Annotated in this window: 21 protein-coding genes and 1 riboswitch; of the genes, 13 read left to right on the plus strand and 8 right to left on the minus strand. The window is 68.5% G+C overall.

Annotated features, from left to right (window positions below; all coding sequences use genetic code 11):
- Window positions 1–140 precede the first annotated feature (140 nt).
- Genes LX16_RS20105 through LX16_RS20120 form a run of 4 tightly spaced genes read left to right on the plus strand, consistent with a single transcriptional unit; the run spans window position 141 to window position 3,176 of the window.
- Window positions 141–551, plus strand: a complete 411-nt coding sequence (locus LX16_RS20105) for a TOBE domain-containing protein (protein WP_147141473.1) — start codon at window positions 141–143, stop codon at window positions 549–551.
- Entirely contained in the window at window positions 548–1,294 is a 747-nt protein-coding gene (modA, locus tag LX16_RS20110) for a molybdate ABC transporter substrate-binding protein (RefSeq protein WP_147141476.1), read from the plus strand. Before LX16_RS20105 ends, modA begins: the two co-directional genes overlap by 4 nt.
- Window positions 1,291–2,091 (plus strand): molybdate ABC transporter permease subunit, encoded by an 801-nt coding sequence (modB, locus tag LX16_RS20115; RefSeq protein WP_147141479.1) that lies wholly within the window; start codon window positions 1,291–1,293, stop codon window positions 2,089–2,091. Before modA ends, modB begins: the two co-directional genes overlap by 4 nt.
- Complete coding sequence (locus LX16_RS20120) at window positions 2,088–3,176, plus strand: ABC transporter ATP-binding protein (RefSeq protein WP_211354640.1); 1,089 nt, start codon at window positions 2,088–2,090, stop codon at window positions 3,174–3,176. The genes modB and LX16_RS20120 overlap by 4 nt, the downstream gene beginning before the upstream one ends.
- 576 nt (window positions 3,177–3,752) lie before the next feature.
- Here the strand turns inward: LX16_RS20120 and thrC are convergent.
- From thrC to LX16_RS27240, 8 genes are all read right to left on the minus strand, one after another.
- On the minus strand, window positions 3,753–5,024 hold the full coding sequence (gene thrC / locus LX16_RS20125) for a threonine synthase (protein ID WP_147141485.1): 1,272 nt from the start codon (window positions 5,022–5,024) through the stop codon (window positions 3,753–3,755).
- 9 nt (window positions 5,025–5,033) lie between these two features.
- A riboswitch (SAM riboswitch) is annotated at window positions 5,034–5,141 on the minus strand.
- Window positions 5,142–5,239: 98 nt separating this feature from the next.
- Complete coding sequence (locus LX16_RS27235; protein ID WP_211354641.1) at window positions 5,240–6,304, minus strand: hypothetical protein; 1,065 nt, start codon at window positions 6,302–6,304, stop codon at window positions 5,240–5,242.
- 286 nt (window positions 6,305–6,590) lie between these two features.
- The gene (locus LX16_RS20135; RefSeq protein WP_147141488.1) at window positions 6,591–7,358 is read right to left on the minus strand and encodes a hypothetical protein; all 768 of its coding nucleotides are present in this window, start codon (window positions 7,356–7,358) and stop codon (window positions 6,591–6,593) included.
- A gap of 155 nt (window positions 7,359–7,513) precedes the next feature.
- Window positions 7,514–8,392 carry an ABC transporter permease gene (locus LX16_RS20140; RefSeq protein WP_147141490.1) on the minus strand — a complete coding sequence of 293 codons (879 nt, stop codon included), beginning with the start codon at window positions 8,390–8,392 and terminating at the stop codon, window positions 7,514–7,516.
- Between the two features lie 3 nt (window positions 8,393–8,395).
- Window positions 8,396–10,960, minus strand: coding sequence for an alpha/beta fold hydrolase (locus LX16_RS20145; protein ID WP_147141493.1), 2,565 nt, complete (start codon window positions 10,958–10,960; stop codon window positions 8,396–8,398).
- Between the two features lie 55 nt (window positions 10,961–11,015).
- Window positions 11,016–11,510 carry a hypothetical protein gene (locus tag LX16_RS20150; RefSeq protein ID WP_147141497.1) on the minus strand — a complete coding sequence of 165 codons (495 nt, stop codon included), beginning with the start codon at window positions 11,508–11,510 and terminating at the stop codon, window positions 11,016–11,018.
- 158 nt (window positions 11,511–11,668) lie between these two features.
- A complete protein-coding gene (locus LX16_RS20155) occupies window positions 11,669–12,157 on the minus strand; it encodes an excalibur calcium-binding domain-containing protein (RefSeq protein WP_147141499.1) in 489 nt (162 codons plus the stop codon).
- Between the two features lie 169 nt (window positions 12,158–12,326).
- Complete coding sequence (locus LX16_RS27240) at window positions 12,327–12,788, minus strand: excalibur calcium-binding domain-containing protein (RefSeq protein ID WP_211354642.1); 462 nt, start codon at window positions 12,786–12,788, stop codon at window positions 12,327–12,329.
- A gap of 397 nt (window positions 12,789–13,185) precedes the next feature.
- Here LX16_RS27240 and trhA point away from each other — a divergent pair, with 397 nt between their 5' ends.
- The 9 genes from trhA to LX16_RS20205 all read left to right on the plus strand — a co-directional run bounded on the left by trhA (window position 13,186) and on the right by LX16_RS20205 (window position 22,330).
- Window positions 13,186–13,842, plus strand: coding sequence for a PAQR family membrane homeostasis protein TrhA (trhA, locus tag LX16_RS20165; RefSeq protein ID WP_147141502.1), 657 nt, complete (start codon window positions 13,186–13,188; stop codon window positions 13,840–13,842).
- 32 nt (window positions 13,843–13,874) lie between these two features.
- Window positions 13,875–14,072, plus strand: coding sequence for a hypothetical protein (locus LX16_RS20170; RefSeq protein WP_147141505.1), 198 nt, complete (start codon window positions 13,875–13,877; stop codon window positions 14,070–14,072).
- A gap of 117 nt (window positions 14,073–14,189) precedes the next feature.
- On the plus strand, window positions 14,190–16,394 hold the full coding sequence (locus LX16_RS20175; RefSeq protein WP_211354643.1) for an AAA family ATPase: 2,205 nt from the start codon (window positions 14,190–14,192) through the stop codon (window positions 16,392–16,394).
- A gap of 215 nt (window positions 16,395–16,609) precedes the next feature.
- Window positions 16,610–17,077: a hypothetical protein gene (locus tag LX16_RS20180; RefSeq protein ID WP_147141508.1), complete on the plus strand. Its 468-nt coding sequence runs from the start codon at window positions 16,610–16,612 to the stop codon at window positions 17,075–17,077.
- Between the two features lie 2 nt (window positions 17,078–17,079).
- Window positions 17,080–18,816 (plus strand): hypothetical protein, encoded by a 1,737-nt coding sequence (locus LX16_RS20185; RefSeq protein WP_147141509.1) that lies wholly within the window; start codon window positions 17,080–17,082, stop codon window positions 18,814–18,816.
- A gap of 65 nt (window positions 18,817–18,881) precedes the next feature.
- Window positions 18,882–20,138, plus strand: coding sequence for a S8 family serine peptidase (locus LX16_RS20190; protein WP_147141512.1), 1,257 nt, complete (start codon window positions 18,882–18,884; stop codon window positions 20,136–20,138).
- An 83-nt stretch (window positions 20,139–20,221) separates the two neighbouring features.
- Window positions 20,222–20,704: a hypothetical protein gene (locus tag LX16_RS20195; RefSeq protein ID WP_147141515.1), complete on the plus strand. Its 483-nt coding sequence runs from the start codon at window positions 20,222–20,224 to the stop codon at window positions 20,702–20,704.
- A gap of 7 nt (window positions 20,705–20,711) precedes the next feature.
- Window positions 20,712–21,236, plus strand: coding sequence for a hypothetical protein (locus LX16_RS20200; protein ID WP_147141518.1), 525 nt, complete (start codon window positions 20,712–20,714; stop codon window positions 21,234–21,236).
- Window positions 21,236–22,330: a hypothetical protein gene (locus LX16_RS20205; RefSeq protein WP_147141521.1), complete on the plus strand. Its 1,095-nt coding sequence runs from the start codon at window positions 21,236–21,238 to the stop codon at window positions 22,328–22,330. The genes LX16_RS20200 and LX16_RS20205 overlap by 1 nt, the downstream gene beginning before the upstream one ends.
- Window positions 22,331–22,341: the final 11 nt, after the last annotated feature.

A 22,341-nucleotide genomic window follows, 5' to 3' on the forward strand; every position in this document is an offset into this window, starting at 1 on the left:
CGGGCACCGCACGGGGCGTCATGAGTATCGCATTATCCCGCGACGCCGCCACCCGCCGTTCGGCCCTCGCCGTTCACCCGCACCGGTCAGCGGTGAATCGGCCACCACATCACCGCTTTCGCGGATATATAGTCGAGTTCATGCCGAATCTGCGGATCAGTGAGGCCGCCGCCCTGCTGGGAGTGAGCGACGACACGGTGCGGCGTTGGATCGCCCACGGCAGGCTCACCGCCGAGCGGGGTGAGGGCGGCACCGGACCGATGACCGTGTCCGGCGCCGACCTGGCCCGGCTGGCCCAGTCGCTCGCCGACCACCCCGAACCCGGTACCACCGTCGCGGCGTCGGCCCGCAACCGCATGCGCGGCATCGTCACCCGAGTCGTCGCCGACGGGGTCATGGCACAGGTGGAGATGCAGGCCGGCCCGTTCCGGGTGGTGTCGTTGATGAGCCGGGACTCCGCGGAGGACCTGGGACTGCGGGTCGGCAGCGTCGCCGTGGCGTCCATCAAGTCGACTCACGTGGTGGTGGAGATACCCAGGGAGGCCTCGTGAGGTCCGCGATCCGGTGCCTCGTCGCCGCGGTATTCCTGCTGTCGGCGTGCGCCGCGCCGTCCGCCGACTCCGGCGGGCGGATCACGGTGTTCGCGGCCGCGTCGCTCACCGAGGGCTTCGGGGAGCTCGGTGAACTGTTCGAGGCCGCCAATCCGGGCGTCACCGTGGAGTTCGCCTTCGCGGGAAGCTCCACACTGGCCGCGCAGATCCGGTCGGGCGCCCCGGCGGACGTCTTCGCCGCCGCGTCACCGGTCCACCTGACCACACTCGTCGACGCCGGGCTGGCGACCGCACCGGCCGCCTTCGCCACCAACCGGTTGCAGATCGCCGTGCCCCCGGACAACCCCGCCGGGATCAGCGGCCTCGCGGACCTGTCGGACCCGGACGTGGTGCTCGCGGTGTGCGACCCGCTGGTCCCGTGCGGGGCCGCCACCGAGACCGTCTTCGAGATCGCGGGCATCGCACCGGAACCGGACACCCGGGAACGCGACGTCAAGGCGGTGTTGACGAAGGTGCGGCTCGGCGAGGTGGACGCGGGCCTCGTCTACCGGACCGACGTCCACGCCGCGGCCGGCGACGTCACCGGCATCGAGTTCCCCGAATCGGCGGAGGCCGTCAACGTCTACCCGATCGCCACCCTCACCGACGCCCCGGATCCGGTGACGGCGGCGGCCTTCGTCGACTTCGTCCGTTCGCAGACCGGCCGGGACGTCCTGGCCGAGGCGGGATTCGGTACGCCATGACGACACGACGGGTGCGCCGCCGCATCCCGGTGCTGCTGTTGGTACCGGCGCTCCTCGGCCTCGCGGTCCTGGTGGTGCCGTTGGCGGGCCTGCTCGTCGAGACGCCCTGGACCCGGTTGTGGCCGAGGCTGGCCTCGGCGGAGGTGTGGCCCGCGCTGCGGTTGTCGTTGTGGTGCGCGACCCTCGCCACGGGGATCTGCCTGGTGTTGGGGGTTCCACTGGCCTGGCTGCTGGCGCGCGCGGACGTCCCGGGCCGCTCACTGCTGCGGGCGCTGGTGACCGTCCCCCTGGTGCTGCCGCCCGTGGTGGGTGGCGTGGCCCTGCTGCTGGTGTTCGGGCGGCGCGGTCTCATCGGGCAGTACCTCGACGCCTGGTTCGGTGTCTCGCTGCCGTTCACGACCGCCGGCGTCGTGGTGGCCGAGGCGTTCGTGGCGATGCCGTTCCTCGTCGTGGCGGTGGAGGGGGCGCTGCGGGCCGCCGATCCGCGATTCGAGGAGGCGGCGGAGACGCTGGGCGCCTCGGGTTGGTACACGTTCCGCCGGGTGACCCTGCCGTCGGTGGCCCCGGCGGTGCTGGCGGGCACGGTGCTGTGCTGGGCGAGGGCACTCGGCGAGTTCGGCGCCACGATCACCTTCGCCGGGAACTTCCCCGGCGAGACCACCACGATGCCGCTGGCGGTGTACCTGGCGTTGGAGTCCGATCCGGAGGCGGCGATCGTGTTGAGCGTCGTCCTGTTGACCGTCTCGGTGGCGGTGCTCGCCGGTATGCGGGACCGATGGGTGAGGCGGGCGGCGTGACACTCGACGCGGATCTGCGACTCGACCGGCCCGGCGGCTTCCGGTTGGACCTGCGGTTGCGGGTGGCGCCGGGCGAGGTGGTCACGCTGCTCGGCCCCAACGGCGCCGGGAAGTCGACGACACTGCGCGCGATCGCGGGCCTGGCCCCGTTGACCGGCGGCCGGATCAGTATGTCCTCACAGGACTGGGACGTTCCGCCGCGCCGGTTCACGCCGCCGCGCGACCGTGGCGTCGGAGTGGTCTTCCAGGAGTACCGGTTGTTCCCTCACATGTCGGTGCGCGAGAACGTGGCGTTCGGGCTGCGGGCGCGCGGCGTCGACCGCCACGCCGCCCGCCGCCGCGCCGACGAATGGCTCGACGTGGTCGGTCTGCGGGACCACTCCGGTCACCGCCCGCACCGGCTCTCGGGTGGGCAGGCACAGCGGGCCGCGCTCGCCAGGGCGCTCGCCACGACGCCGGAGGTGCTGCTGCTCGACGAGCCACTGGCCGCGCTCGACGTGTCGACGCGGGCGCGGGTACGGGCCGAACTGTCCCGTCACCTGGCACGATTCGGCGGCGCGACCCTGTTGGTCAGTCACGACCCGCTCGACGCGATGACGCTCGCCGACCGGCTGGTGATCGTGGAGGACGGCCGTGAGGTCCAGAGTGGCACTCCGGTGGAGGTGGCGACCCGGCCCCGCACCGACTACGTGGCCAGGCTCGTCGGCCTCAACCTGTTGGGCGGCAACGCCACCGGTGATTCGGTGGACCTGGCCGGCGGCGGCCGTCTCGTCCCCGCCGACCCGGTACGGGGACCGGTGTGGCTGGCGTTCCCACCCAGTGCCGTCGTCCTGCACGCGACGGAACCACACGGCAGCGCCCGAAACCACTGGCCGGTGACGGTCACCGGGATCGAGCAACACGGCAACACCGTGCGACTGCACCTGGAGGGCCGACCGACCGTCCTGGCCGACGTCACCCCCGCCGCGGTGGCGGAGCTGCGCCTGGCACCCGGCACGGCACTGTGGGCGGCCGTCAAGGCGACGGAGATCAGGGCCTACCCGGCGGAGCCGGGTGAAGGGGGCATGGCCGGCGGAGCCGGGTGAAGGGGGCATGGCCGGCGGAGCCGGGTGAGGACGCATGGCCGGCGGAGCCGGGTGAGGAAGCATGGCCGGCGGAGCCGGGTGAAGCGGCGTGGTCGGCGGAGCCGGGTGGCACCGGTGAGGCGCGGCGCGGGTCGTGACTCGGGGACGTGGTCGGGAGGTCACCACTCCCGGCGCCGGTTGACGCCGATCGTCGTATGAAACCGGGGCACGGAGTCAACCGATTTCATCGGCGAAGGTGCGGTGACCTCCCGCAACACCGATTCTGCGGCGGTTTTCGTTGAGCGTCAATGGTTTCGATGGCCAATCCGACTGTCGGATATCCGACAGAATACTGACAGGTGGTCACACTGGGTGATATTGAAAAGGCTCCGAAATAGACAATGGGTGACCGAAAGGGACGCGACGGCGACGGCTCGACAAACCGCCGATATCCGTCATACCGCCGCGCCAACTGGTGATCTCATCACCACAGCCCGTCACCGACACTCCACACCGGAACCTCCGCCCCGCCCGGAGACGGAAACCGCCGATCACTCAGCGTCACCTTGCGGCTCGGGGCTCCCGGGAGCGGCCGCCTCACAGCGAGGTCAACAGACCCGCGTCACGCATCGCCGTCAGCGACGGCCGAATCCGGTGGGTGGGCGCCGCCTGCACCGCGTCGAGCGTCTTCAGGCCCTCGCCGGTGTTGTAGATGACGGTCTCGGCGGCCGGATCGAGCCGGCCCTCGGCCAGCAGCTTCCGCAGCGTCGCCACGACGACGCCCCCGGCGGTCTCGGCGAACACGCCGGTCGTCCTGGCCAGCAACCGGATTCCGTCGCGGATCTCGTCGTCCGACACGTCCGCCATCCAGCCACCGGTACGCCGGACCGCCTCGATCGCATAGGGACCGGCCGCCGGATCACCGATGTTCAACGACTTGGCGATCCCGGTCGGCTTCACCGGCGTGATCTCGTCGGTGCCGGCGCGCAGCGCCGTCGCGATCGGGTTGCAGCCCGAGGACTGCGCGCCGAAGACCCGGCACTCGGCCGAGTCGACCAGGCCGATCTCGGCCATCTCGGTGAACGCCTTGTCCACCTTGGTCAACAACTCCCCCGACGCCATCGGGATGACGACCTGCGCGGGCACCCGCCAACCGAGCTGTTCCGCCACCTCGTATCCGAGGGTCTTGGAACCCTCCGCGTAGAACGGCCGCACGTTCACGTTCACGAACGCCGTCGTCTCGAACTCGTCGGTCTCCGTCAACTCCGAACACAACCGGTTCACGTCGTCGTAGGAGCCCTCGATGGCGACCAACCGACCGCCGTACACCGCGGTCGTGATGATCTTGCCCGGCTCCAGGTCGTGCGGAACGAACACCATGGACGGCTTACCGGCGCGGGCGGCGTGCGCCGCCACCGAGTTCGCCAGGTTCCCCGTGGACGCGCACGCGTACCTGTCGAAGCCGAGCCGGTCGGCGGCCGTCAACGCCACCGACACGACGCGGTCCTTGAACGAGTGCGTCGGGTTCGCGCTGTCGTCCTTGACCCACAACGTCTTCATGCCCAGTTCGGCGGCCAGGCCGTCCGCCCTGATCAGCGGGGTCATGCCGGGGTTCAACGTGACACGGGACGACGGTTCCAGCCCGGCGGGCAACAGCGGCGCGTAACGCCAGATGTCCTGTGAACCGGCCTCGATGCGTTCCCGGGTGACGGCGGCCAACGCGTCGGTGTCGTACTCGACCTCCAACGGGCCGAAACACTGCCAGCAGGCGTGCTGCGCCGCCAACGGGTACTGCGCGCCGCAGGCACGGCACACCAGGCCCACGGCGGGGCCGTCCGTGAACACGGAAGTGGAGACGGGTGCGGTCATCGAGGCTCCTCCTCATCTCTCCGGTGTCACCACCGGCCGGATTTGGCACCTTCCGCGCAGAACGCGGTGGTTGCCGAAGCGTCACAGGGCCGTTCCCTCGGCTTCTCTGGATGAAGTACGAGCGAAGTGTAACGGCCCGACCGCCGCACGGGCAATGAGACCTGAAACACGACGCGGGGGCCGCCTTCCGGCGGCCCCCGCGTTCAACGCGTCGGTCAGAGCCCGCTCAACGTGTACATGGTGTCGTCGCTCTTGCCGTACAGGTAGTTCTCGAGGGTGGTCGCATCCAGGGCGTCGGTGCGGGTGGCGATCGTGACGATCGCGAACCTGCCCGCGGCCTCCGACCACCACAGGCCCTCCTCGTAGTCGGTGATGAAGCCCTCCGAACGGAACCGGTACGACTCCTCGAACTCCTCGATCTCGATGTCGGACTCCAGGGAGGAGGCCGAACCCTCGTCCGGGAACGCGAACACCAACTGCGCGATGCGCAGGTCGCCGCCCTCGGCCTCGTGGATCACCTCGAACGCGTACTCGCATCCGGCGCTGGTGAGGGCACCGCCGGACTCCACCGCGCTGCAGTCGTCGTAGTCCCACCCCTCGACGAAGGTCGCCGACAGGTCCATGCCCTCGTAGCTGCCCGTCCAGTCGACGCCGAAGTCCTGGTAACCGACCCGGTTGTCGGCCGGATCCTCCGAAGGCGACTCCGAGACGGACGGTTCGACCGACGGCGACTGGGACGCGATGTCGTCACCGGGTTCGTCATCGCCGCTGCCCAACACCGCGAACAGGACCGCGCCCACGCCCAACAGCAGGACGACGCCCAACACCACGCCCACGATCATCGGGGTGTTGTTCTTCTTCGGCTGCTGCGGGAACATCGGGTTGTAGCCGCCCATGGGGGGCTGCTGGCCCGGCGGGCCACTCGTCGGGCCCATCATCGGCTGCCCGGTCATGGGCTGACCGCTCATCGGCACGCCCGACATCGGGTACGACGGCTCCGGGGAGTAACCGCCCCCCTGACCCGGCGACGGGTACTGCGGCTGTTGGCCGTAGGGGTCGGGCTGCTGCTGGCCATAGGGGTCGGACTGCGGTGGTTGACCGTAGGGATCCGGCTGCTGCTGGCCGTAGGGGTCCGGCTGCTGCTGACCGTACGGATCGGGCTGCTGACCGTATGGCGCACCCGCCGGCGGGTACTGCTGACCGTACGGATCGGGCTGCTGCTGACCGTACGGGTCCTGCGGCGGGCCACCGGGGTAGCCGGGGGGTGGGGGGTAAGTCATGCTGCTGCACCTTTCCATACGTCGCGCCGGCGCGGCTGTGGCTCCCCTCGCCAACCGGCCGAGTTCGATTGTGCGACATGGCCGCAACGCCACCACGGGGTAATGGAGGGCATACACCGGGCATCCGGTGGTGCGAACCGGCCGACGCGACCGAAGCGACACCCCGTTGCGGCATCGCTTCACCCACGGCCCGGTGTCCGCGTGCGAGCGGCCTCGTCCGGCGACGTGGCCCCATGCTACACGCGGACACCCGCCACACCGTCGAAGGATTCACACATGACGATCTTCAACCGAGCAGGAGCGCGGTGGTGAAGTCCTCGTGGAACGCCCCCAGTGTGCGCTTGCCCCGGTCCACCACCGCCGGGTCCGTCGAGTCGATCGCCCCGATCGTCACCACCAGGTACTGTCCGATCGCCTGCGAATACGCGTATATCTCCATGTCGGTCTCGTAGATGCCGCTGTCGGGTGCCATGCGGTAGCTCATGAAGTCGATGGCCTCCGCCTCGAAGGCGGCGATGTCACTGCCGAACGCCAGGATCAACTGGGCGATACCGGTGTGGCCGTCCTGCGACCGGTACGCCGCCTCGATCCCGTAACCGCAGCCCAGGTCGTTCAACGCGCCCTGGCTCGACGACAGGCCGATGTCGCAGCAGTCGGTGTGGTTCCACACACCGAGGCGTTCCGCCGACTCCGAGGCGTCGCCGCTGTACGTCCACGGGTCGTGGCGGTAGAAGTCCTCCGCCACCAGCGGATCCACCTCCACGGGAGCCGAAGGGGGGACGCACGCCTCCCCGATCCGGCCGTCCGACGCCGACGGGGGCGCCGACGCCTCACCACCGATCAACACCAGCCCCGTCACCAACGCCGCCACCACGGCCAGCCCCAGGCCCGCCAGCATGAACCAGGGCCTCCGGGAGAATCGGGGCGGCTCCGGCGGCGGAGGTGGCAGGACGTAACCGGCGGTCGGCCCGATACGCGGTTCCGGTGGCGTCATCCGCGGCATGCCCGCCACGGGCTCACCCAGCCCCCGAGGCTGCTCGGACCGGTCAGTCACCTTCGTCCCTCCGCGGTGCGGGCATCGACTCGACGGCACGGCCGGTCACCCACTCGGCGGCCGCCGCACCCGCTACCGATACTGCCAGGCCCCCGACGGGCCCACAACCGGCCCGGCGGAAACCCCCGGCGCCGCGTCGAGGACCCGCCGACACGTCACGAGGTGACGTCCTTGCGTTGGAACCGCACGAACGCCAGCACCGTGAACAGCGCCGCGTACAGCAGCGACACCACGATCCCGCGCACCATCTCGTCGTACTGCGCCGGCTGCGACAACAGGCCCAGCCAGGCCTGCGCGTACCTGGTCGGCAGCACGTCCCGCAGGTCACCCAGCGCCGTCACGGCGTTGAGGATGTTGGACACGATGTGCAGCAGCACCGCCCCGCCGACCGCCGCCAGCGGCGCGTCCGTCGACACCGACAACACCAGCGCCAGCCCGGCCACCACCAGCAACGTCACCCCCAGGTACCCGGCGACGCCCAGCACCCGCCACACCGCCTCGTCGGCGGCCATCTCGCCGCCCAGCGGTGCCCGCAACGGCTCCCAGCCGTACGCGAGGAAACCCACCAGGAGACTCATGCCCGTCAACAACAGCATCGCCAACGCCGAGAACGCCACGCCGACGGCGAACTTCACCGCCAACAGGCGGCCGCGGGGCACCGGCACCGCCAACAGGTACCGCAGACTGCCCCAACCGGCCTCGCCCGCGACCGTGTCACCGCAGAACAGCGCCACCACCACGACCAGCAGGAAACTCGACGACACCAGCAACGCGAACAGGGTGAAGTTCGCCGCCCCGAAGGTCCCGAAGTCGGCCAGCGCGAACGCGTTCCCGCTGTCGTCGTCATCGCCGCCGACCTGGTCGCCGCCGATGGTGAACGCCAGGTACAACACGACCGGGAGCAACGCCAGCAGCGCCAGGGTCACCTGGGTGCGGCGCCGGGTCAGTTGGCGCCGGAACTCCGTGCCGAACGTCAACGTGGCGTGCGCGCGGTATCCGGGCGCGGCGCCGTCGGGTGCCACCACAGTGCTCATCGTCTACTCCACCAGTTCCAGGAACGCGTCTTCCAACCTGCCGCCGGAGCCGATGACGTCCTTGACCTCACCGGTGCCGACGACACGGCCGCGACTCATCACGACCACGTGACTGCAGGTCTGCTCCACCTCGGCGAGCAGATGCGACGACACCAGCACGGCGCGGCCGTCGGAGGCGTAGTCGTGCAGCACCCGGCGCATCTCGGCGATCTGCGGCGGGTCGAGACCGTCGGTCGGTTCGTCGAGGACCAGCAGCTCCGGCATCCCGAGCATCGCCTGCGCGATCGCGATCCGCTGCTTCATGCCGTGCGAGTAGGTGCGCACCTTCCGGTGGATCCGCTCGCCCAGGTCGGCGATCCGGACCACCTCGTCCAGGCGCGCCTCCGACTCCGGCCGGCCCGTGGCGCGCCAGAACAACCGCAGATTGTCCATCCCGGACAGATGCGGGAGCAGCCCCGGTCCCTCCACCAGCGCCCCCAGCCGGGACAGCACCGGTGCGCCCGGCGTCACCCGGTGACCGAACACCCGGATCTCGCCGTCGGACGGCTGCAACAGTCCCATGAGGACCCGCAGGCTCGTGGTCTTGCCGGCGCCGTTGGGACCGAGCAGCCCCACGACCTGTCCCCGCTCGACCCGGTAGTCGACGCCGTTGACCGCCGCGAACCCGTCCGCGTACACCTTCCGCAGGCCGCGCACCACGAGTGGCACGTCGGCGGTGTCGGGGTCCACGCTGCGGTCCCGGCGACGGTGCCGTATCCGCGCCACCAGCCACGCCCCGGCCGCCCCCACCGGCAGGGCGATCAGCAGCACCACCAGGGCGACCTGCCACGCGCCGTCCTGTGAGGGAAGCGGCGTCGAGGTCGTCTGCGGCAGGGTCACCCGGTCGGGCATGGCGATCGTGTACTCGACCGGCTCGACCGGGCCGGCGTACGACTGGTCGGCGGTGGCCACCACGATCCGCAGGTGGTGACCCGGTTCCAGCCGGTGCACGATCCCCGGCAGGGTCACGGTGACCGGTTCCGCGTCCGCGATGTCGGTGGGCAGGCCCGTCAGCCGCACGGGTGCGATCAGTCCGTTGGGGAGCGTCGCACGACCACTGGAGTCCACATCGTACAGTTTGACGAACAGTACGGCCTCACCCGTCGGCGACGCCGCCCGCAACGACACCGACGGGGCGCCCACGATGTCCACGGCGTCGTCGAAGGACTCGGTCTCCACGGCCGCGAACTGACCGGGAATGTCGCCGCCGAAGCCCGCACCGGCGAAAGTGGCCAACTGTCCCAACGACGGCAGCGACGACAACGCGGCCGGAGTGCCGTCGGGCGGGCTGGCGATCGTCGCCGTCACCGGCTGCTCCACCCGCACCGACAACGGCGACTCGGTTCCCGCCAACCCCGGATAGGAGTCTCGCGTCAGGCCCACCGTCGCCAGGTCCGACCGGCTCGACGTCACACCGCCGATCCGGCTGTACGTGAAGTCGTCACCGGGATCGTCGCCCTCCCCCTTGAGGTGGAAGTCGAGCCACCGCACCGTCAACGCGTCGATGCGTTCCTGATCGGACGCGGTCCCGGCGGCGTCGTGGCCACCCGCGTACCAGGCGACCTTCACCGGCGCGTTGATGATGCCCTCCGCGTTGGCCTCCGCCTGCCCCAGGTCGAACAAGGTGTCGGCCTGCCCCTGGATCAACAACGTCGGCGCCTCGATGTGACTCAGCACCGACGCGGGACTCGACGCGTCCAGCAACTCCCTCGCCTGCGGCGTCAACCGGCCGGAGGCCGCGATCTCCTGGTACACCGCGCACACGTCGGGTGCCCACCGGCCGCACGCGGGCGGCAACGCCGGCGCCCCCTGCGCGGAGACACCGGGCGGACCCGCGCCCGCCAGGCCGGTCGCGTAGAACAGTCCCGCCCACGCCCGCTTGAACACGCCGTCGTGACCGGGCGGCGTCCCGGTGTCCGCCACACCCTCGCCCCGCCCGTCGTCGGCCGTGCCCGCCGGGTCGGCGTGGTTCGGGAACAGCGACTCGGCGAGGCTGTGCCAGGTGATCTGCGGGACGATCGCGTCCACCCGGTCGTCGTATCCGGCCAGCAGCAACGACAACGCGCCACCGTAGGAACCGCCGACGGCGGCCACCCGTGGATCGCCGTCGCCGTCCCGTTCGACCTCGTCCCGGTCCGCCAGGTAGTCCAGCAGCTCCGACGCGTCGGCGACCTCGTAGGCGGGAGCGTTCAGGTGGATCAACCCACCCGACGCCCCGAACCCGCGCGCCGTCCACGTCAGCACCACGTAGCCCCGGCCCGCCAGGCGCTCCGCCGACTCCGTCACCGACTCCTTCGTGCCCCCGAAGCCGTGCGCCAGCAACACCGCCGGCGCCGGAACCGAATCCGGCACGTACAGCCGGGCGTCCAACTCCGCCGGCTCGTCGGTGCCGACCTCGATCCGAAGGTCCTCAGTGGTGTGAGGGGGCGGCTCGGTGTACCACCACCACGCGCCCGCCGCCGCGGCCACCACCGCGATCACGACACCGAACGTCACCCAGCGCCGTCTCCGGCGCAGCCACACACGCATGCTCCACAACCTACGCGGCGGGCCCCTTCGCGCCCGGTCACGCCTCAGCGGTGTCTCAGGCTCCCGGCGCGACAGGCGGCCCCACCACCCGGGTCACCGTGATCACCGGCCGCGGCCCGCCGTCGAACAGTCCCGAAACACGGTCGGCGAGATCGCCCATGCCCGCCAACCGGATCGTCCCCACATCCGGATGCCGCACCAGGACCTCGGTCACCGCCTCACCCACCCGGACCTCGATCCCGGTGATCTCCCGGACCGGCAGCAGCGGCGGCAACGGCGTCACGGTTTCGGCCCCCCGACCGGCGCGCCGCCATCGGGCCTTGAGCCGTCTCCTCAGCCTCGGATGCCAGGCGACGAGCAGAAAACCGACGAGCCACGCCACCGTGATCAACAAGGCCCACCAATCCAGCAGGAAGTACAGCAACGAGGTGGTGAGGTCGGGCGCGCCCGGCCGGACCGGGCGGCGGACGCGGAGGTGGAGACCGTCGCAGTCCAGTACCACGGGCGTGCGCCCGGGTAGCAGGGTCAGGTTCCGCACCGCCGGATACATTCCGTGAACCTATCCGTCCACGATGTCCTACCGGCTCCCCCGAACCGGCACACCTCACTCACACCCGACGCCGTCCTTGTGGTGCCTCAGGCTCCCGGCGCGGCGGGCGGGCTCACCGCCCGGGTCACCGTGATCACCGGCCGCACCGTCGGATGGCGTCATTCCTCGTCGCTCGACTCGGCATCCGGCTCGGGCTCACTCGACTCGGTACCGGGCTCGCTCGACTCCTCGTCGGGCTCGGGCGACTCCTCGTCGGGCTCACAGGCCACACCGTCGTCGTCGCGGTCCAGCTCCTTCCGGAAACCGGGATCCTCGGGGAACAACGGCGCCGCGTCGTCCTCGCGAACCTCGGCGCAGTTCTCGTAGTAGACGTCGCCGTCCTCGGTCGGACCGGTCTCCTCGGACTCCGGGTCGTCGGGTGACTCCGATTCCGGGGACGGCGGCCGGCGCTCGTCCGGTTGGTCCTCGGACGGAGGGGCGCTCAACGACGACTCGTCGGGGCCGGGCGCCGGGTCGGTGGGCGCCGCCGAGGTCTCCACCGGATATGGAGTCTGACCGTCCCCACCCGCGCAGCCGCCGAGGCCGCTCATGACGAGGGCGGCGACGACGACGCCGATTCCGTGCCGGTTCCTGGCGCGTACCGCCATGTCCTCTCACCTACCGATCGCCTCGCCGAACGGCCGGACGGTCCGTCCGCGTGTGTGGGGCCGAGTCGGGTCCATGGTCGTCCGGTGCATCGGCAGGGGCACGGAATTCGCCCATATCGGGGACCGGCGCCGACTCCAGTGCTACCCGTCCCCACCGAACCGGCACACCTCACTCACACGCGACGCCGTCCTTGTCTCGGTCGAGTCCCGGCCGGTAACCCGGATCCCCCGCGTACAACGGTGCCGCACCGGCGGCGCGCACCGCCGCGCAGTTCTCGTAGTACGGGGCGTCCCCGTCGTCGGGCTCTTCGCTCGGCTCTGGATCGGGTTCCCGGTGGTCGCTCGGTTCCGGCTCCGGCTCCGGATCGGGGTCCGGATCCCGGTCGTCGTCGGCCGGGCCGGATTCCGCGGGGTCGTCACGCGGTGGCGACGACTCGGATGCCTCCGTGGAGGACGTGTCCGATGTCCGGGGCGGCCTCCCGGTCTGGTCCGGCGACGGCGTCACCGAGGCGTCGACAGGCCCGACGCCTCCCTCCGGTGTGCACGCGTTCACGACGCCGCCCAGGCAGCACAACGCGATTCCGCCCGCCACGATCAGGGTTCCGAAACCGATCCCGGTCTGCTTGTCCATATCCTCACCCGCTTCTCGTCGACCTCCGGTACACGCGCCCACGGCTTCGCCGGACGTGGCGGACGGGCTATTCCGGACCTGCGGCGCGCGATGCCGGCCGATTCGCGGGGAGAAGGGCACCGTTCGACACCGCTCCCCGACGATCGGTGTCACCCGGGGTCGGACCGGTTGCCCACCCGGCCGCCCGATCGAGCCACGAACGGCCGGTGAATCCCGAGTGGCGGCGAGACCACACCGGAGAAACGACCGCTGGAACGGGGCCCGTACGACAACGCGACCGGCGAGCGCCGAGTCGGTCGGATCCGAGGCGAAACGGGCTCGGCGCTGTGATCCCCGCCGCACTGTACCGAGTAGTAACCTACGATGGCGTAAGTTGGCGAAGCCGGAAGGAGGCACCATGTCCCAGGCCATCGAGGAACTCGTCAAACCCCGCCTGCGCGGCTGGCTGCACACCGCGGTGTTCCCGGCGTCCCTCGTCGCCGGAGTCGTCCTGGTGCTGCTGGCGCCCCACCCGGCCGCCGCGGTGTCCGCGGGCATCTACGCCGTCACCTCCGCCCTACTGTTCGGCACATCCGGCTACTACCACCGCCGCACCCACACACCCCGCGCCGACGAAGTACTGCGGCGCATCGACCACGCCAACATCTACCTGATCATCGCCGGGACGTACACGCCCTTCGCCGTCATCGCCCTCGACGGCGCCTCCCGGCTCGCCGTCCTGCTCATCATCTGGATCGGCGCCGTCGCCGGCGTCGTGTTCCGCGCGGTGTGGATGTCGGCACCCCGGTGGCTCTACACATCCCTCTACATCGGGCTCGGCTGGGTGGCGGTGTTCTTCATACCGCAGTTCGTCGCCGGAGTCGGCGTCGCCGCCGTCATCCTCGTATTCGCCGGCGGCATCCTCTACAGCATCGGCGGCGTCGTATACGGCCTCAAACGCCCCGACCCGTCACCCCGGTGGTTCGGCTTCCACGAGGTGTTCCACTCCTTCACCATCGCCGCCTGGATCTGCCAGTACGCCGCCGTACTCCTCGTGGTGCTGAACGCCCGGTAGGAGGCCGCCCCCCAGTCCACTAGGGTTACGCCATGAGTTGGACCTGGCACTTCACCGACGCGAGCGGCGCACCGGTCGACGCCGAGCACCCTGAGCACACCAACCAGGGCGACGCCGAGTCGTGGCTCGGCGAAGTCTGGCGCGACCTCGCCGCCGCGGGCGCCGTCATGGCCACCCTCAAGGAGGACGACCGCACCGAATACGAGATGCCCCTCACGTCACCCGAATAACGCGTCCGAGTCACCGCGTACTCGCCGGTACGCGGTGACTCCGGCGCCCGGTGGCCCACCCGACCCGACCACCGCTCACCACGTAGGCGGCGCGACGCCAACCTCTAGGCTTCAGCCGTGACCTCGCAGCGATCACTGGACCTCGCCGTAGCCCTACGCCCCGCCGCCCTCGACGCGCGGCGCGGCATCGTCAGGCTCCACCCCGAGGTGCTCACCGCCCTCGGCCTGCAACCCGGCGACCCCGTACGGCTACACGGGCAACGCACCACCACGTGCATCGCGCTGGCCGCCGAAGCCCACGCCGGTCGCGGCGCCGTCCACGCCGACGACCTCACCCTCGGCAACCTCGCCCTCCGCGACGGCGACCCCGTCACCGTGCAACCCGCACGACTGCGCGCCGCCCGCCGCGTCACCGTCGCCGGCCCCGTCGAGGTCAGCGCCGCCGTCACCGCCGAGACACTGCGGCTCGCGCTGCTCAGCAAGGTCGTCACCGAAGGCGACGACGTGTCACTCCTGCCGCTCGACATCGGCGGCGCCGAACGCGACACCGTCGCCGCCGCCCGCCGCAGCCTCTCCAACACGGTCGGCATGGGCTGGACCACCGTCCTACTGTCCATCGTCGACAGCGAGCCCGCCGGACCCGTCATGATCACCTCCGACACCCGGGTCGGCTGGCGACGCGGCGGCACCACCGCCGCCCCCGCGCAACGCCCCGACCTGCGCCTCGTGCCCACCGTCAGCGACGACCACGGCGACCAGGACGACACCGTCCTCCCCGTCTCCGACCTCGCCGGACTGCGCGAGCCCGCCGAGAACCTCCGCGAACTGCTCGACCTCGGCTTCCACCACCGAGAGATCCTCGACAGCGTCGGCACCGACATGAGCCTCGGCATCCTGGTCACCGGCCCCACCGGCAGCGGCAAGACCACCATGGCGCGATCCGTGGCGGCCGACGTCGGCGCACGACTGGAACACCTGTGGGCGCCCGAACTCGCCGCCCTCACCGCCAACGACGCCGCCGACCGGCTGCGCGACGCGGCATCCCGGCTCCACCACCCCGCCGTACTGCTGGTCACCGGAGTCGAGGCGCTGGCACCCCGCGACACCAACACACCACTGTCGACGGTCTTCCGGCGCACCGTACGGGAACTCCTCGCCGCCGGCCACGCCGTCGTATGCACCACCGGCAACCCGGAAGAGGTGTCACCACTCCTGCGGCAACCGGGTCTGCTCGAACACGAGATCACCGTCCCCATGCCCGACACCGCCGAACGGATCGAACTGCTCACCGCCTTCACCCGCGGCATGCGACTGGCCGACACCGTACGACTCGACGACATCGCCGCCCGGGCACCCGGATACGTCGCCGCCGACCTGCTCACCCTCGTCCGGGAAGCCGGAGTACGGGCCGCCATGCGCGCCAAGGACGGCGGCGACCGCACCCTGCAGGCCGAGGACTTCACCACCGCGCTGGCGACCGTACGACCCAGCAGCATGGCCGACTCCACACTGGAACTCGCCCGCATCACCCTCGACGACGTCGGCGACATGGCGGAGGTCAAACAGGTCCTCACCGAATCCGTGCTCTGGCCACTGGCCTACCCCGACTCGTTCACCCGGCTCGGCATCGAGGCGCCACGCGGCGTCCTGCTTTACGGGCCGCCCGGCTGCGGAAAGACGTTCCTGGTCAAGGCGATCGCCGGCAGCGGCAAGTCCAATGTGCTCTCGGTGAAGGGCGCCGAACTACTCAGCAAATGGGTCGGCGAATCCGAATCCGGTGTCCGCGACCTGTTCCGGCGCGCCCGGCAGGCCGCACCCACCCTCGTCTTCTTCGACGAACTCGACGCCCTCGCGCCGGTACGCGGACAGGACAGCAGCGGCGGCACCTCCGACCGGGTCGTGGCCGCGCTCCTCACCGAACTCGACGGCATCGAGTCACTGCGCAACGTCGTGGTCGTCGGCGCCACCAACCGACCCGACATGATCGACCCGGCGCTGTTGCGGCCCGGGCGGCTCGAACGCCTCGTCTACGTACCGCCACCCGACGCCACCGCCCGGGCCGCAATCCTGCGCGCCGCGAGCCGGACCGTGCCGCTCGGCGACGACGTCGACCTCGCCGCCCTGGCCGAGGAACTCGACGGATTCTCCGCCGCGGACTGCACCGCGCTCATCCGGGAGGCCGCGTTGACCGCAATGCGCGAATCCATCGACGCCGCCGTGGTCACCGCGCGCCACATCGACACCGCCCGCGGCGCCGTCGGTGGTTCGCTCGACCCGGCGCAGCTCGCCTGGCTGGAGCGGTTCGCCGCCAACCGTCCATAGTGCCGCAACTTTTTCCGATAACTTTCTGTGACACGGAACCGGCCGTTCCGCATGTTGATCATGAAACGGCGGTGACACAGCGTGAGATTTAACCGCCACCTCACACCGTCAGTAACCGGCCGGGTTGCGTCTGTCGTGTGTGCTCAGTATGGTTACTGATACACGGGGGCCGGTTACAGAACGGCCCCGGTCGCACTGGAGGACAACGGGAGCCCATGGGCGAGAACACTTATTGGGGGACCGGGCAGGCGCCCGGCACGGCACACCATCGGCCCCCAGAGCCCGACATCGACTATCAGCCGGTCGAGATCGACGTCGACTCCGTCGGCGGCTTCGGCACGCAACTACTCGCCACGGCGACGAACCTGGGCACGGCCACACCGGGGATCGTGGAACTGCTGAAGGATCCGGACGGTAAGTACGATTCGGGTATGCCACTCGGCAACGACCCCCGGCAGACGACCCTGCATGCGCTCGGTGTCTCTCACACCGAGCAGATGGCAGCGATGACGGATCTGATAGAAAATGTACAAAGGGGTATTGAGAACCTCGGCCTGATCACCAATGCGATCGTCACGCAGTTCGGTGACCGGGACGTCCTCAACGGCGCCGACGTCACCGCCATCGACGCCGCCATCTACGGCCCTCCGTCGACCGATCCGAGCACCGGATCGGAGGTGTAGTCATGGGCGAATACGACGGCTACACCATCGACGAGATCATGGACATGATCAAGAACGACTCCATCCCCGACATGGAGAACCAAGCCCAGGGCTGGGCGAACGCGGCGGCGGTGTTCCAGACCGAGTACGACGCCATCGACGCCAACTACCAGACGATCAAGGGGATGTGGACCTCCGAGTCGTCACAGCCCTACCGCAGCACCATCGAGCGGACCCTCATGGTCATCCGGGAGGCGAAGGTCCACGCCGAACGCAAGGCGGCCGCGTGGGCGAATGTCGCGGGGAACACGCAGCGTGCCTATGACGCGGTGAAGACCAAGTACGACGAATGGCAGGAAGCGAAGCAGTTCGGCCAGGCGATGGTGGTCTCCCCGGCCGGCTTCGCCGAGACACTGGCCAACGAGCTGTTGATCGGCGCGCCCACCGAGTTCGACGAGAACGCCGCCCGGCAACCCTTCGACCGCGCGGTCCGAGAGATCATGAACTCGGCGGCGCTCTACGCCGAGGAACAGTCCCGGGACATCACCCGGCCGGTACCGGAGTACAAGCCGGTGGAGCCACCACCAAGCTGGGACGATCCCGGCTACGAGGGTCCGACCCCACTCGACTACGGCAGCTTCGCCTCGCAGGCTCCCGCGCTGGTCGCGACCGGCCCCAGCCTGCAGGGCGGTGGCCCAGCACCGGTGACGCCGGGCCTTCCGATCCATACCGGCCCGACGACACCGGTGGCGCAGACGCCGTTCGCGCCGACCGGACCTCCGGGTCTGCCGCCCGGCGGAATGCCGCCACTGGCGAAGTCGCCGACACCGCCGGCCTTGAAGCCCCCTTCCCCGACGAGCGGCCCGAACTCGGTGAAGCCGAACGGCCCGCACGCGCCCCGCACCCCGGGGCTGCCGCAGCAGCGGACTCCGGTGTCGCCGCGCACTGGTACCCCTCCACCTCGGACGGGACCCACCGGGCGGACGTCTCCGAACGCCACACCCCGCACCGGCGCCACCGGCCGGAATGGTCCGGTCAAGTCCCAGATGGCCCCGGTCGACCGGCGCAACTCGGTCAGGTCCGCGAACCAGGTGATCGGGCAACGCCCCACCGGGAAGCAGTCGGCGCCCCAGGCGAAACCGACCGGTACACCTACCCGGCGGGTACAGCCGCCGGTCATCGGGACACGCGGCGGTAAGTCCGGCCGGAACGAGGATCCGGCCAAGACGCGGCGCACCCGCGCCGATCGGACCGGCCAGGGCTACACCCGTTCGGTGTTGGGAAGCAAGGCGAGGCGGAACGAGAAGGACGGCGAGGAGAAGTTCAGCCGCACACCGGTGGTGCCGCCGCCGATCGAGACGGTCGGACTGGTGATCGGGGCGCGGTCACTGGCCGCCGCCGAGAGCGACCGGGAACGCCGACTCGAACAGCGCCGCGCCCGTCGTAAGAAGCTCAGGATGGGTGGTGACGAGGTCAACCGGGCGGTGATCGGCAACGGCATCAGCCACCGGGCACAACTGCCCGACGCCGAGCCCACCAAGCTCGCCCCGGTGAAGGCCGAGGACGCCTACTGGCAGACCGAGACCCAGGTGGTCTCCGGTGTGCTGGGCGCCCGGCGGCCACGCCCCGAGGTCGTCCACGATCCGGGGCCCGGCACGGTGACCGGCAGCCCTGGCGTGGAGGAGCCGACCGAGACACCGCACACGGCGGGACCGGTCGCCTTCAAGAACCGGACCAGCGCACCCGATCACGGCTGGTGACCCGCTGCCGCCGGTGGCCGGGCTAGCCTGGCCACCGGCGAATCCCTCAGACGGTTGGAGTAGGAATGCGGTTGCGTGTGGCCGCCACCGTGGCGGTGGCCGCCGTGCTGGTGGCGCTGCTGCCGGGCACGGCACAGGCCGACGAGATCCGGGACGGGCAGTGGTATCTGGACGCCCTCGGCATCCATGACGCACACGAACTGTCGCAGGGCGCGGGTGTGACGATCGGTGTGATCGACACCGGCGTCGACCCGAACCACCCCGACCTGGAGGGACAGGTCATATCGGGAACCAGCCTGGCCGAGAACGCGCCAGGTGACGGACTCGAAGACGAGTACGGACACGGAACCGCCGTCTCCTCGGTCCTAGTCGGCAATGACGACGCCAACGGCGTGCTCGGGATCGCCCCCAAGGCCAAGATCATCTCGGTGAACATCTTCGAACCCGGCGCTAAGACGAGCGACCCACATCTAATGGAACCCGCAATCGAGTGGTTGGTGGATCAAGGTGTTGACGTCATCTCCACCTCCGCAGGCGGTAGCGGTGGCTCCGCCATCCAATATGCGACCGACCATGGGGTTCCCGTGGTAGGCGCAGCGGGAAACCGATTCCAAGACTGGGGCCTCGGAGAACATGAAGTCTCCGGAACGAATGATCCCGGCGGCCAGTCTGGAGCTATCCCGGTGTCTGGCACGACTATCGACGGGGAATTCTGGGACCGCGGCCTGGACTTGTCCGGAGCTGCACCTCAACCCCGCTACGGTCTTTCCGCTCCCGCCGTCGACATCCCCATCGCCCTGCCCGGCGGCGAATACGACGTCGTCAACGGCACCTCGTTCAGCGCGCCCATCGTAGCCGGAACACTGGCACTGATCAGATCCGCATATCCCGACCTCGATTACACGACGTGGATCGCACGTCTCCTCGAAACCGTGGACGACAAGGGGCCGGAAGGCTATGACGTCGAGTACGGCTGGGGAATAGTCAACCCACTCGCGGCCCTCACCGAGGACGTGGCCTACGAAGATGAGTACACCTCGATCAACTCGCCGTCGGCAGACCGCCTTCCACTTGACCAGCAGGGCGACGACATCTCGCCCCCCGGCAACCCCGACGGCGACGCCACACCAACCCCGCCCAGCGACTCCAGCGACGCCGCCCTCGACGGCGACACCGGAATGTCCGTCCTGTGGCTCCCCATCACCCTGGCCGCCGCCATCATCCTCGCCGGCACCATCGCCATCACCGTGGTGGTGCACCGTGGTCGACGCAGGACAGCCCTCGATTCCTCTGAGTTTCAAGCACCGGTACCTCCGCGATAGCCATATTCCCGACCTCAAGCCAAAGAACACCAGACCGTAATGCCAACCACTCCAACGGAAGTTCAACGGGGACCCCTAACGGAATGAGCACCGTACAGTCATTCATCCAGAACCGGGAATTCAGCGCTTGCTCTCCCGACGGCCGTATACGACTGACGATATCAGCGAACACCGTAGCCATCGATATCGAAAGTGACATCAACGACTCCTACAGCGAAGAGAACTTCGATCAGCACTTGGAGTCCGTATTGAGGGACGTCGCAATTCAGATGTGGGAAACATCGCCGCCTTCCTCCAGAAAGAATGACGTAAGGTCACAGAGCGACAATGCGAAGTACACCCTCATCGAAGGCCTTGAAGTTACCGCAGTATCCCCAACAGGCCGTATAACTATTGATTGGCTCGGGGTTTCAGACTTCGTCGTAACGTCGAAGCCTGGCACCTTGGCGATTTCAGGTGCCGACCTAACACGCGAACTTCAAATGGGTATACGTCTTCTCTTCGCACTTCGGCATCAAGCAACCCTCCAGCTGTATAACGCGGCGAAGCAGAACTTTGGAAGGTAGACCACTTATGAACTCTCCCAACCAACTCAGCGTCGATGTCGCCCAGATGATTCAAATCGGCAAATATCACTTGCCTGACCTTGCACACCTGCATCACGCAGCCGCAATCGAACTCGATGCAGTCGAATACCTTCGCCCACAACTATTCCTTACACCTGCCAGCCCGACACCCAACTCCAAAAGTGTCTCGTATGCAAAATGGCTCGAACTATACGCTAGGACACAACAGGTCCTGCATGATACAACGGTGAACTTGGCGGACGCGGGCACTGCGGTAGTGAAGGCGGCGGAGGCCTATTACGACGCGGACCTCACCACAAGTGAAAAGTTGGACACCGATGATCTTATGAAGGTCTACGAACACGGAGATTCCGAGTGGGAAGATTCGGGCATGGGAGCTCCTCCGCCGGAAATCAACACCGACGAGGTTCCATCCCCGAACGAGACACCTTCTGACGAGGAAATCTACGAGGATGGGGCCGATATCGAGGAAAGTGACCTCGTCAGTGTCAAGGGCAAGGAGGAGAGCTGATGGCTACTGTCGAGGACATCGTCGCGATGGCGCGAAGTGTGCGAGAACGGGCGAACGACCTGAGAGCATTGGAGGTACTTTCCCTAGCTCCCATGCCGATGTACGTAACGGCTGAGGAGGTCTCGCAGTTCGGCGACACCGGTGCGAGTTTCTGGCAGCACACTCGTTCCGAGTTTCCAAACCAAAATCTCAATGGAACACTCGACGAGTACCTTCCCGGCAGCACGGAGAACTACGGAACTGAGTTCGACTACATCCCGCAACGATTCGAAGAGCTCGCTTTCGGTGACATATCCGACTACAACGCGGTCCTGAGCCAACTCGACAAAGCCTCCAAAGCGCTCGGCCCCGACGCCACAACGTACGTGGAGAACCGTACGGTGAAGCTGGCTGGCGATCTCAACGAAGGATGGATCGGTACCTTCCCAAATACTTATCGCGAACGTTTCGCATCAAAGCTTCAGTACCATATTCCACTGCAGAAGCAGCTGATCCAGGAACTGGCTGTGGCAGTCAAAGGGCACTGGAACCTGGTAGAGGGTTCCAGGGAAAGCCTACTCGCGATACTAAGCGAAACCGAATCTGTTCTTACTAATACGATCCGCGCCAATTTCGGAAGTTACATGGGGGAAGGCGACGAAGTCGATCCGGCCAAGGCGGCGACGCTCGCCTTGCAAGTATTCGGTGCGATCGTCGGGATCGCCGCAATCGTAGCAACGCCACCGGCAGGCGTGATAGGAACCATAGTTGCGCTTGCCGCAGCTACTAAGGGTGTAGGCGATGCGGCTGTCGCTTATGCCGGTGGTGTCGAGCTGCCTGACGAAATTCAAAAGACCTATTTCTCGATCCAAGGCGACACCGTAGATGCGATAATCGCTTCAATGTTTGACGCTGTCACTAGATTGCAACAGGAGATTTCAGTCGAGGAATCCAATCAGGCAGACTTTCTACAAAATACCATTGACGAGGTAGATCGATTGATGTCCTACAGCGACCCGGATTTGCAGGAAGCGTTCCTAGTGGTGCCTTATCGTGCAAGTTTCGTCGATGACGTACCGAATGTCGGCAGCGAACAATTCGATCACACGCGATGATACGGAGAGCA

It is taken from the genome of Stackebrandtia albiflava, from assembly GCF_007994225.1.
GTDB classification, from domain to species: domain Bacteria; phylum Actinomycetota; class Actinomycetes; order Mycobacteriales; family Micromonosporaceae; genus Stackebrandtia; species Stackebrandtia albiflava.